At 70.7% G+C, this 12,359-nt stretch carries 9 protein-coding genes; all 9 read right to left on the minus strand.

The annotated features are described in order from the left end of the window. Positions 1-133 precede the first annotated feature (133 nt). A complete protein-coding gene (locus ACJ8AN_RS35415; protein ID WP_407759992.1) occupies positions 134-826 on the minus strand; it encodes a hypothetical protein in 693 nt (230 codons plus the stop codon). A 194-nt stretch (positions 827-1,020) separates the two neighbouring features. Next, positions 1,021-2,835, minus strand: a complete 1,815-nt coding sequence (locus tag ACJ8AN_RS35420) for a PTS fructose-like transporter subunit IIB (protein WP_407759993.1) — start codon at positions 2,833-2,835, stop codon at positions 1,021-1,023. Then, the gene (gene pfkB / locus ACJ8AN_RS35425) at positions 2,832-3,797 is read right to left on the minus strand and encodes a 1-phosphofructokinase (protein WP_407759994.1); all 966 of its coding nucleotides are present in this window, start codon (positions 3,795-3,797) and stop codon (positions 2,832-2,834) included. The genes ACJ8AN_RS35420 and pfkB overlap by 4 nt, the downstream gene beginning before the upstream one ends. Beyond that, positions 3,797-6,688: a phosphoenolpyruvate--protein phosphotransferase gene (gene ptsP, locus ACJ8AN_RS35430; protein ID WP_407759995.1), complete on the minus strand. Its 2,892-nt coding sequence runs from the start codon at positions 6,686-6,688 to the stop codon at positions 3,797-3,799. The genes pfkB and ptsP overlap by 1 nt, the downstream gene beginning before the upstream one ends. Before the next feature lie 106 nt (positions 6,689-6,794). Beyond that, positions 6,795-7,586: a DUF4184 family protein gene (locus ACJ8AN_RS35435; RefSeq protein ID WP_407759996.1), complete on the minus strand. Its 792-nt coding sequence runs from the start codon at positions 7,584-7,586 to the stop codon at positions 6,795-6,797. A gap of 101 nt (positions 7,587-7,687) precedes the next feature. Beyond that, positions 7,688-8,425, minus strand: a complete 738-nt coding sequence (locus tag ACJ8AN_RS35440) for a 2OG-Fe dioxygenase family protein (protein WP_407759997.1) — start codon at positions 8,423-8,425, stop codon at positions 7,688-7,690. A gap of 27 nt (positions 8,426-8,452) precedes the next feature. Then, entirely contained in the window at positions 8,453-9,865 is a 1,413-nt protein-coding gene (locus tag ACJ8AN_RS35445) for a cytochrome P450 (RefSeq protein ID WP_407759998.1), read from the minus strand. A gap of 96 nt (positions 9,866-9,961) precedes the next feature. Then, positions 9,962-11,485, minus strand: coding sequence for a SulP family inorganic anion transporter (locus ACJ8AN_RS35450; RefSeq protein WP_407759999.1), 1,524 nt, complete (start codon positions 11,483-11,485; stop codon positions 9,962-9,964). A gap of 144 nt (positions 11,486-11,629) precedes the next feature. Then, positions 11,630-12,289 (minus strand): carbonic anhydrase, encoded by a 660-nt coding sequence (locus ACJ8AN_RS35455; protein WP_407760000.1) that lies wholly within the window; start codon positions 12,287-12,289, stop codon positions 11,630-11,632. Positions 12,290-12,359 lie beyond the last annotated feature (70 nt).

Here is a 12,359-nt window from a genome sequence, read left to right on the forward strand (position 1 = left end):
AGCGTGCTCTACCGAAGAGCAATTTCTGCTTCCAGCTGACCCACGAGGTGGAGCAGCTCATCCAGGCCGCCCTTGCTCGAAAACGGACGTCACGCCGTCCCACGCAGCACCACCATCATCACCTCCATTCCCGCTAACACAGGTGTCCTGATGCAGGTTCCGGTAGTAGCCAGAGCACCAGGTACAGGCCCGCAGCCCACACCAGCGAGGAAAGAATCGCCTGCGGGCTCAGCTCCCGCCCCAGCGCCGCCTGCGTCTCGTCGAGCACCGTGCCGAAGGCCAGGGCCAGCGCCAGCGTGCGCCTGTCGTCCGTGCGCAGGTAGGGCCCATCGGTGAAGAGACCCAGGCAGTCACCGCCCCCCCGGTGCTCGCACCAGTGCTGGTACTTCTCTTTCAGCGCCGCCTCGGCCTCGGGTATGAGCGGGCCCTTGTCGTTGAGCGGTACCAGCGTGAGCACCCTGTCGCGGTACACCTCGGCGAGCAGCTCCTCCTCCGGCGTGGCCTGGAGCAGCACCTGGGCCGTCTCCTGGGGCGTCCCCTTCACCTGGAAGTGGTGGCCGAGCTGCTGCACCGCATGCCGGTATTCAGTCGCCGTGAGGGCCACCACGTGGGTATTGCCGCTCGCCGTGGGACTGTCCGCGAACACGACCACCACCGGTTCGAGCTTTCGCGGTGCCGGGCGATCCTCCTTCGCCGGCGGAGGGCGCCACCGACTCACCCCGGCGAGCTGGCCACCCATGGGCGCCTGTGTCGCGCACGCCGCGAAGAGGAAGAGCACGATGAGCCCGAAGGCCCCAGCGGGTGCCCACCGCGGAGGGCCCCTCACGCTCTCTCCTCGAGCTTCTACCTGCGAAACACCGACCTCCCCAGCCCCAGAACTTCGATACGCCTCGGGCATGACAGTGGCCTTTCCCCAAGATGCAACGACCCTGAAGGATAGGAGGCGGGACTGACAACCTAACAAGTGAGGCTTCTACTCCAGCACTGCCGGTGCGCTCCGGGCGGCGGCCCCGCTACTGTCTACGCGGACACCTCGGTCACCCCGCGGCCCTGCGTTTGCGCCGTCACGCCCGGCAGCTCCGCCTTGCCCGTCTTCACCAGCGCATAGCCCACGCCCACGAACGTCGAGCCGGTGGCGATCGACAGCAGGTACAGCAGCACGTGGTTCACCGCGTGCGGGATGAGCAGCACGAACAGCCCGCCGTGGGGCGCCATGAGCTGCACGCCGAAGTACATGGACAGCGCGCCCGTCAGCGCTCCGCCCACCATGCAGGTGGGAATCACGCGCAGTGGATCCTTGGCCATGAAGGGAATCGCGCCCTCGGAGATGAAGCACAGGCCCAGCACCAGGGACGCCTTGCCCGCCTCGCGCTCCTGCTTGGAGAACTTGGCGCTCGCGATCATGCTCGCGATTCCCATGCCGATGGGCGGCACCATGCCGGCCGCCATGATCGCCGCCATGGGGCCGTAACCGCCCGCGCCCGTCGCGAGCAGGCCCACGCCAAAGGTATACGCCGCCTTGTTCACCGGCCCGCCGAGGTCGAAGCACATCATCGCGCCGAGCAGCGAGCCCAGCAGGACAGCGTTCCCCGAGTTCATGTTCGTCAGGAACCTCGTCATCGCCGACATGATCGCCGCCACCGGCGTACCGATGACGTAGATCATCACCAAGCCCGTCACGAGGCTCGCCACCAGCGGGATGATGAGGATGGGCTTCAGCGCTTCCACGCTGGCCGGGAGCTTCACGCGGCGGCTCAGGGCCAGGGCCGTGTAGCCCGCGATGAAGCCCGCGGCGATACCGCCCAGGAAGCCCGCCCCGAGGCTGCTCGCCAGATAGCCGCCAATCATGCCGGGAGCGATTCCGGGCCGGTCGGAGATGGAATACGCGATGTAACCCGCGAGCAGCGGCACCATCAGCTTGAAGGCCGCGCCACTGCCAATCTCCATCAGCGCCGCCGCCAGGGTGCCCTGCTGCTTGAAGGCATCAATGCCAAACACGAACGACAGCGCGATGAGCAGGCCGCCCGCGACCACCATCGGGAGCATGAACGACACGCCCGTCAGCAGATGCTTGTAGGGGCCGCGCTTCTCGCCCTTGCCGCCACCGCCTTCGGCAGCCGCCGCACCGCCTGGCGCGCCTCCCATGACCTTCGCCTGCGCCACCGCATCGTGAATCGTCTGGCCGGACTTCTTCAGCGCCGCGCCCGTCGAGGTCCTCCACACGCGCTTGCCCGCGAACCGCGAGGAGTCCACCTCGATGTCGCAAGCGAGAATCACGACCTCGGCCTCGCGGATCTCCTCCGGCGTCAGCACGTTCTGCGCGCCCACCGAGCCCCGCGTCTCCACGCGGATGGGATACCCGAGCCCCTTCCCCGCCTGCGTCAGGGCCTCGGCCGCCATGAACGTATGCGCCACTCCCGTCGGGCAGGCGGTGACGGCGACGATCTTCGGCTTGCCCCCGGCGGACGGCATCGACGTGGCCACTTCGGGAGGGGCGGCGGTGACGCCCTCGCTGGCGGCCTCGGTCAACGGACGGGCCTCCTGCTCGGCACGTGTCAGGAATGCCCCCGGGTCCGGCAGCGCCTCCGCGATGGGCGCCTGATAGACGCGCTTGCCGACGAATCGCGCCAGGTCCACCGGTGCGCTCGCCGCGACGACGACCAGGTCCGCGGCGGCGAGCGTCGCACTGCCGAGCGGGACGAACGGCTGGAGCTGGCTGTGCATCTCCACGGACGCCGTCCAGCCGCGTTGCGTGGCGGCTCGCACCAGCCCCCGAGAGGCCAGGAAGGTCGTGGCCACACCACTGGGGCAGGCCGTGATGACAATCACATTCATCCGAGACTCCCCCCCGTGCGTGCGTCCGAAGTCAGGCTCCGGATGATGGTCTGCCGTTGCAGCTGCTCGAAGTCCGCGGTCCTCGGGTCCCCCACGCCGATATGACGCACGGACTCGGCGGCGAGCGCCGTCGCGAAGCGGAGCCCCTGCTCGCGCGGCCAGCCGGACAGCACCCCGTGCAGCATGCCGGCCAGCAGCGTATCGCCCGCGCCCACCGTGCTGACAACGGAGACCCGGGGCGACTCGGCCATCAGCGCATCGCCTCGCTGGGCCCAGATGACGCCCTCCGCACCCGCCGAGACGATGACGTCCTCGACGCCCTCGGAGTTGAGCCGGAGCGCCGCCTGCAGACGCGCCTCGGAGGTGTCGAGCGGGTGGCCCGCCCAATCGGCCAATTCCTTCTCGTTGGGTTTGACGCCGGAGGGCCGCGCACCCAGGCCCGCCACCAGCGCCGCGCCGCTCGTGTCGAGCCACACCGGCACCCGCCGCGCGCGCGCCACGAAGACGAGGCTCGCGAGCTTCGCGGGCGTCACGTTCGGCGGAAGGCTCCCGGAGATGACCACCGCCTCGAGCCCGGGCAGCAGGGACTCCAGGCGCTCGGTCAGCGCGTCGAGCGCGTGCGCCGGAATCATCGGTCCCGGTCCGTTCAGGTCGGTGACGCGCCCGCCGGTCTCGGAGAGCTTCGCGTTGATGCGCGTCTCGCCCGGCACCCGGATGAACGCGTCGTGCAGCCCGAGCTCGGTGAAGGTCCGCACGAAGAGCGTCTCGTTGTCGGTCCCCAGCAGCCCCGACACGGTGACGTCATGGCCCAGCCCCGCGAGCACTCGCGCCACGTTGATGCCCTTGCCAGCGGCATCGATGCGCGTGCTCTCGGTCCGGTTGACCTCGCCGAGCCGGATGCTTCCGATCCGGATGGCCAGGTCCAGGGCGGGATTCAGCGTGAGGGTCAGGATGCGTGCCATCAGACCGCCTCCAGGGCTTCGCGCACCGCGATGGCGGTGGGTTGTCTCAACGCGAGCTCGGCCAGCTCTCGCGCCTGGGGCAGCGTCAGCTCGCGGATGCGAGCCTTCACCAGTGGCACGCTGCGGCTGCTGACGGACAGCTCATCGACGCCCAGTCCCACCAGCACCGGAATCGCCAGGAGGTCCGAGCCCAGCTCCCCGCAGACGCCCACCCAGCGGCCCTCGGCATGGGCGGCCTCGACGGTGAAGCGGATGAGCCGCAGCACGGCCGGGTGGATCGCATCCGACTGCGCGGACAACCGGGGATGGCCCCGGTCGATGGCCAGCGTGTACTGGGTGAGGTCATTCGTACCGATGGAGAAGAAGTCGGCTTCTTTCGCGAGCGAGGGCGCGAGCAGCGCGCACGAGGGCACTTCGATCATCACGCCGAGCTGCACGTCCGTGGCCTTCACCTCCGCCTGCACCCGCTGGAAGATCGCCCTGCCCGCCCGGAACTCGTCGATGTCCTTCACCATCGGGAACATGATGCGCAGCGGCCGGGCGCCCGCGGCCATCAGCAACGCGCGCAGTTGCGTCTCCATCACCTCGGGCCGCGTCAATGTCAGGCGGATGCCGCGCAGGCCGAGGAAGGGATTCTCCTCCTCCTCCATGGGCCAGTAGGGCAGCGGCTTGTCCCCGCCCACATCCAGCGTGCGCGCCACCAGCGGACGGCCCGCCAGCGCATCCATCGCCTGGCTGTACAAAGCGATCTGCGTCTGGAGGTCCGGCTCCTGGGGCTGCTCCATGAAGATGAATTCGGTGCGCAGCAGGCCCACGCCCTCGGCTCCGCGCTCGACGGCATCGGCGGCATGCGCGGTGTTGCCCAGGTTCGCGGCGACCTCCACGCGGTGCCCGTCCCGCGTACGCGCCTCCTCGTGCCTCCGGCTGTGCGCCTCCCGCTGACGGACCTCCTGCTCCTCCATGCGCCGCTCGGTGCGCTGCCGGCGGGCCGGGCTCGGAGCGGAGATGACCCGTCCAAGCTCCCCGTCCACGATGAGCTCGACACCCGAGCTCAATCCCAACACGCGCTCCCCCGCTCCCACGACGGCGGCGATGCCGAGCGCCCGCGCGAGAATGGCACTGTGCGAGGTGGCTCCACCCCGTGCGGTGACGAGGCCCCGCACCTTCGCCGTATCCAGCCGCGCGACGTCCGAGGGCCCCACGTCCTCGGCCACCAGGATGTAGGGCTGGTCCGGGGGCATGGGCATCTCCACGCCACACAGCAGGCCGAGCACGCGCCGCCCCACGTCGCGCAGATCCGCGGCCCGCTGGGCCAACAGTGGGTCCTCGAGCGCCTCCTGCGCACGCGCCGCCGTGTCGATCGCTCCCCACCAACCGGCCTCGGCCGAGGCGCCCGCTTGAATGGACTCGATGGCCGTGTCGCGCAACTCCGGGTCCTCCAGCATCTCCGCGTGCACGGACAGGATCTTCGCGACCTCGGCGGTGCTCGTCCGCCGCACCAGCGTCTCGAGCTGCTGCCGCGCCTCCTCCAGCGCCCGCTCCAGCCGTCCCCGCTCGCGTGCGCCGTCCCCCGCCTTCTCGGGGTAATGGAACTCGGGCAGGCGCAGCACGTAGGCGGGCGCAATGGCCAGGCCCGGAGCCGCGGGCACCGCCGTCATCGGTTCGTCCGCCGCCGGTGGCACCACCGGTTCCCTCGCGACGGCGCGGACAGGGGCCCGCGCTCGCGTCTCGGGAGGCGCCTGCTTCTCTTGCGGCTCCCGCGTCTCGTCGAGCGGCGTCACCGGCTCACCCAGGCCGCCGAGCACCGCTTCGACCATCGCCGACACGGCCCGCGCCGCGCCCTCGCCCTCGGCCGAGAACACCAGCGTCTGGCCCCGGCGCACTCCCATCGAGAGAATGCTCGTCAGACTGGCGGCGGAGACGGCCTCGGCGCTGCCCTCGAGCAGACGGACGCGCACCGGCACGGGCTGCTGCCGTGCCACCAGCACCAGCTCCCGGGCCGGCCTCGCGTGCAGACCCTGAGGGTTGAGCAGGCGGACGCGGGCCGTCTGGGCCAGCGCGGACTCGCCGGACAGCCGCGACAGGACGTGCTCGGCGGACAGGCCCACGAGGCCCTCACCATCCCCGCGCGCGAGCATCCCATCGAGCCGCTCGAGCAGCACGCGATGCGCGTCTCCATGGGCCGCCAGGCAGAAGACGCCCGACACGGCCACCGAGCCTTCCTTCACGGAGTGAGCCGGCGTCGCCAGCGCCAACGCCGGCGACCTCACGCCCGAGGCGCTGAACACGAGCCACAGCCCCTGGCCCAGGGGCAACGGCCGCTGCGCCGCGATGGACGCGACGAAGCCCGCCTCCACGTTGCCAAGACGCAACAGCCTCGCCGCCGCGGTCAGCGCCAGCTCCAACCGGTCATGGGCCGGCACGCCCAGGCAGAGCGTCTCCGCGTCGAGCCTCGCCTTCTCCGGGACGTGGGCCAGCGTCGCGAGCACGTCCTCGGGGTTCGTCGCGCGGGCCAGCGTCTCGGCCACGCCCTCGCGGTCCAGCACGTGCGTGAGCTGGCGCAGGATGTCGAGGTGCTCGTCCGACTGCGCGGCGATCGTCACCAGCAGGTTCACCCGCGAGCCGTCATGCCACTGGACGCCCTCGGGGAACTGCAACACGCGCACCCCCGTGGAGCGCACGTAGCGCCGGCTCTCGGGCGTGCCGTGGGGAATCGCGATGCCGTTACCCAGGTACGTGGAGGACTGGGCCTCCCGAGCAAGCAACCCCTCGCTGTACTCGGCCGATACCCGGCCAGCCCGGACCAGCTCGTCGGCGGCTTGAGCCAGGGCCGCCCGCCAGTCCGCGGCGCGGCACCCCAGACGGACGTCGTCCCGAGTCAGTGTCAGCATTTCGTGCGCTCTCCTCACCCCGGAACCTATTCACTGGGGGTGCGGACAGGAGGGCATCGCCAGGCAGACGCGGCGTGGGGTCACGAGACGCCCGGCCGTGGAGGAGTCACCCGCGAGCCCGGGCGCCCCGGCCGAGCGGCACCCCGCGCCATCCTCGCCAACGCACGAGCACGCACCCCAGGGTGAGCCCCGCGAGCGCTCCCGTCACCGTGGGCCAGAAGGCCCACCACAGCTGCGCCTCCAGCGCGCCCATGTCCTGGTAGCGCGCCAGCCGCAGCGCGAGCCCCATGCTGGCACCCACGGCGGTGGGCAGCAGCACGCGGAGGAAGTCGGCCAGGGAGCCTCCGCGCACGGGCTCCAGGTGCCGGTAGCGGCGCGCCAGGTACGCGAGCACCCCCAGCGAGCCCACCAGCGAGGAGACGTGCTGGAGGACCCGGGCGAGCGGCAGCTCCCGGCTCCCCACCGGCACGAGCACGTCCGGGTAGAGCACCCCCGCGGGCCACATGTTGTGGTGCGTGAAGCCGTCCCAGAGGACATGCGTGGCCGCGCCGAGCACCAGCGCCGCGACCGCGGCCACCCAGGTGCTCGGCGTGCGCGGCAGGCCGCCGGTGCGCACGAAGCGGCCCCACTGCACGCCGAGCGCCTCGGGCAGGGCCAGGCACAGCGCGGGCAGCACGAGCGTCTCCAGCCACAGCAGCACCACGAGCCCCACCGGCACGCAGAAGAGGATGAAGCCGGGGAACTCGTGCGCGTAGTCCCCGACGTCCCTCAGTGCGTAGATGTATGAGAGGTCCGGTGCGCAGGCGCCGATGACGAGCGCGGTGGGCAGCACGCCGCGGCGCGAGAGCCGGAAGAAGGGCAGGACCGCGGCGGCATGGGCTGGCAGGGTGACGGGCACGGTGGGTGCCGCAATCGGTAGTCACTCCGGCGTCCGGGGCAAGTCCCCGCGATGCACATTCGTTCCGGGCGACGAACCCTGGACACGAATTACCCTCACCCTCACGAGGCCGCGGGACCCTGGAAGCCCTTCGCCCGGAACGTCAGCACCAGCGTGTCCCGGTGCCCCCGCTCGCCCAGCGGCTGGATGGGGGTGCTCTCGTGGATGACCCGCTCGTCGTCGAGCAGCAGCGCCGACCACGGCTCCGTCAGCGTGAAGCGGATGCCATGCGGGCCCGCAGCCTCGAACACGCGCGTCTCCCCGCCTTTGATTCCCTCGCGCCCCACGAGCAGCACCGCGACGAAGTCCACGCCATCCCGGTGCGCCCCCTCGGGCGTCGGCCGGCCAATGCCATCCGTCGTGTCGATGCGGAACTGGTGCGCCTCCACGTACCACGGCCGCGGCCCCTTCAGCGCCGAGCAGCACTCGGCCAGCGAGCGCAGCAATTGGGACCAGACGGGCGGCGCCACCACGGCCGGCGTCATCGGCTCGAACCAGCGCTCCAGTCCGCCGTGCAGCGCGTTGTATTCGACTGGCTGCCAGTGTGCCCGGTGCGGCACCGGAGTAACAGCCGCGCCCTCGACGACGAAGCACGAGTGCCGGCGCGAACGGTAGCGGCCTCCGTCGCGCAGGTAGCCATCGGCCGGCAGGTCATCCCAGGTGGGACGCAGGGCGTCGAGCGCGGCGGCGGGGGTGCCCACCCGCTCGCACAGGCCCGAGCGGCCGAGCACGGCGTAGCCCCGCTCGCGCAGGGCGGGGACGAGCTCGGAAGGAGGCGTGAGGGGCGGAGAGAGACTCATGCTCTGCTCATAGAACCATCGCCGGGCTCACGCCAGGGCGACGATGTCCCGGATGGTTCCGCGCACCTCCGAGCGCTCGAAGTGCTTGTCCTGCGGGTGGATGCGCATGGGCAGTCCCCCCTTGGGCCGCATGGTGGCCCGCACCAGGGGGTCCACGCGGGTGCCCGGCGCCAGGGAGAGCCGGTAGCGCGGCAGCAGCATGGAGAGCATCAGCTTGATTTCCAGCAGCGCCATGGTCGCGCCGATGCACCGCCGGGGCCCCTGGCTGAAGGGGATGTAGCCGTACACCGGAGGGTCGCTCTGGAGCCAGCGATCCGGGCGGAACCGGTCGGGCTCGGGGTAGAGGTCCGGCAGGCGGTGGGTGATGAAGGGGCTGTAGTGCAGCTGGGTCTCGGCCGGGAACGAGTAGCCGCCCATCTCGAAGGGCCCGGTGCTCGTGCGGAAGGACATCGGCACTGGCGGCAGCAGCCGCAGGCTCTCCTTCACCACCCGGTCCAGCAGCGGCAACCGCTCGAGCTGCTCGAGGGTGGGCGCCGCGCCCTTCAGCTCCCCCTCCAGCTCCTCCAGCAGCGCCCCGTGCACCTCCGGGTGCTGATCGAGCAGGAGGAACGTCCATGCGAGGCTATTGGTGGTCGTCTCGTGGCCGGCGACGAAGAGGATGTTCGTCTGGCCCACCAGCTCGGCGTCGGACAGGGAGCCGCCCTCCTCGTCGCGCGCCTGCAGCAGCATGGAGAGCACGTCGTCCCCGTCCGCGCCCTTCTCCCGCTTGCGCGCGATGAGCTCGCGGATGGCGGCCTCGCCCCGCTCGGAGACGCGGAGCAACTGGCGGTAGGGCAGCCCGGGCCCATCGAAGGGCAGCAGGTGGACGGCCGGAGACGTGTAGCGCTCCAGCCACTCGGCCATCAGCAGCCCCATGCGCAGCGTCTCCGCCTCGTTCTCCAGGCCGAAGAGCACCTTGGTGACGATGAGCAGCGTCACCTGCCGCATCTCGTGGAAGAGGTCGCGCACCTCGCCCGGCTTCCAGGAGCCCAGCATCCGGTCGATGCGTGCCACCATCTCGTCGCGGTAGCCCTCCACCTTCTTCTTGTGGAAGGAGGGCATCATCATCCGGCGGTGCTTCTTGTGATGCTCGCCGTTGATGGTGAGCAGCCCATTCCACAGCCGGCTCAGCGACGAGCTCTCCGGTGCCATGCGCCACAGCTCCGGCGAGCGGAAGAGCGCCGGGTTGCTCAGCACCTGCATGTTGAAGTCGGGATGGAAGATGAACAGGCGCTCGGAGGTGCCCCGCGCCATCGTCACCAGGGGCCCGTAGCTGCTCAGCTCCTTGAGCCATACCAGTTGGTTGGCGACGAAGCGGATGTTGCTCCCCGTGAGGCCGAACAGCGGCGTGTTGCGTGGGCCGGGCAGCTCCGCGGTGCGAATCCCAGGTGTGGTGGCCATCAGGCACCCTCCTCCAGCGTGAGTCGAGAGGCGGTGGAGGATGCCAGAAAATGGAGGAGGAGCGGCGCCAGCGGGCAGGCAGGGCGCCGCTCGTGCTCACGCGGCCACGACCCGGGTCCGTCCGACATCCCGCACCTCCAACCGGATGTTCCGTTGGGGGGCCGCCTGGCCGAAGCTGCCGAGCGCCTCGACGATGTCGTGGTCGATGAAGTCCGCCGCCGAGCCATCCACCACGACCACCGCGCCCTCCGGCAGGCGCTCCAGGGCCCGCAGCAGCGCCGCCTTGTTGAAGAAGTAGACCTCCCCCTTCAGCGAGATGACGAAGCGGTCGCCCTCGTGGCGCAGCGTGTACGGGGCGCGCAGGTGGTTGCGCAGGATGAAGGCCAGGGCCACCCCGAGCCCCACCACGATGCCCTTGAGCAGGTCGGTCACCAGGATGGCGCCGATGGTGACGACGAAGGGCACGAACTGGTTCCACCCCAGGCCGTACATGAGGCGGAACAGCGCCGGCTTCGCCAGCTTGTAGCCCGTCACCAGCAGAATGGCGGCCAGGCTCGCCAGGGGAATGCGGCGCAGCAGCTCGCCGGCCAGCACCACGGCGCCGAGCAGCAGCGCGCCATGCATCATCGTCGACACCCGCGTGCGGGCCCCCGCGTTGACGTTGGCGCTGCTGCGCACGATGACCGAGGTGACGGGCAGTCCGCCCAGCAGCCCCGACAGCGCATTGCCCAGGCCCTGCGCCACCAGCTCGCGGTTGAGCGGCGTGCGGCGGTGGTGCGGGTCCAACCGGTCCACCGCCTCCAGCGACAGCAGCGTCTCGAGGCTGGCCACCACGGCAATCGTCACCGCCAGCACCCAGGCACCGCCCTGGCCCAGCACGCGCCAGTCCGGCGAGCGCAGCTGCTCGATGAAGCTCGCCGCGCCCTCCACCGGCAGCGACACCAGGTAGCCCGTGCCGAGCGCCAGCGAGGGGGCGAAGCGCCGGAACAGCTCGTTGAGCAGCGTGGCCACCACGACGGCCAGCAGGGCGCTCGGGACGACGGCGAGCCGCTTCGGCTTGTACTGGTCCCAGAGGATGAGGACGGCCAGCGACCCCAGGCCCAGGGCGAGCGCCCCCGGGTGGATGCCGGACAGCGCGCTCGGCGAGAGGCTCAGCTTCCCGCCGGGCATGCCGAGCGCGTACGGGAGCTGCTTGAGGATGAGCAGCAGGCCGATGGCCGCGAGCATGCCCTTGATGACGCTGGAGGGCATGAACGACACGATGCCTCCCGCGCGGGACAGGCCGAGCCCCAGTTGCATCACGCCCGAGACCACGACCACCGCCGCGAACGCCTCGAACGAGCCCACCTGCTGGATGCCCGCGAGCACGATGGCGGCCAGCCCCGCCGCGGGACCGCACACCGACAGCGGCGAGCGGCTCACCAGCGGGATGAACAGGCCGCCCACCACGCCCGCGATGAGCCCACTGAGCAGCGGCGCGCCCGACGCGAGCGCCACGCCCAGGCACAACGGCAACGCCACCAGGAACACCACCAGCCCCGCCGGCAGGTCGAAACGGAAGTTGCGCAGCGGGGACAAGTCGACCTTCGAATCAGAAACCTCGGAATGAGACGTCGCCATCGTGTCCAATCAGCCAGGAAGAGAGAGAAGAAATGGGGGGACTCCGGGCGCCGGACGCACCGGCCCCGTGAGGTGAAGTGAAAGGGGGGACGCGCCCCGGCCGGACCGTCCACGACCGGGCCGGCCGGAGCGATGCGCGGCGGCTCAGCCGGCGGCGCGCTCGTCCTGGAGCGGCGGCGGGAGCGCGGGACGCGCGAGCGGCGTGAACTGCCCCACCTCGTGGTCGTAGTTGAACATCTGGCCCGTCGCGATCTTGTAGACCCAGCCGTGCAGCGTGAGCTCGCGGCGCTCCAGCCGCTCCTGAACGGCCGGGTGCGTGCGCAGGTTCTCCAGCTGCGTCAGCACGTTCTCCTCCGCCGTCGCGGTGACCAGCGCGTTGCCGTGCAGGTGCCGGTAGTTGGCGTCCATGATTCTGCGCGTGGGCTCGCCGTGCTTGAGCCACGTCTTCATCGCCGGCAGCGTCTCCAGCATCTCCGGGTGCAGCAGGCCCTTCATCGCGCCGCAGTCCGAATGGCCGCAGATGACGATGTGCCGGATTTTCAGGCCCACCAGCGCGAACTCGATGGTGGCGTCCTCGCCATCGGCGCCCATGCCGTAGGGCGGGACGATGTTGCCCGCGTTGCGCATCACGAACATGTCCCCCGGCCCCGACTGGGTGATGAGCGTGGGGGAGATACGGCTGTCCGAGCAGGTGATGAACATCACCTCGGGGCTCTGCCCCTGGGACAGCCGGGAGAAGAGATCCCTCTGGGCGGTGAAGACCTCGGACTGGAAGCGGTGAAGACCTTCGATCAACTTCTGCATGGTGAAAACCCCTGGACACACGCTCCCCGGCGTCGGCCCCGCGAAGGGCCGGAAGACAGACGAGGAGAGG

Source organism: Archangium sp., from assembly GCF_045802675.1.
Lineage (GTDB): Bacteria > Myxococcota > Myxococcia > Myxococcales > Myxococcaceae > Archangium.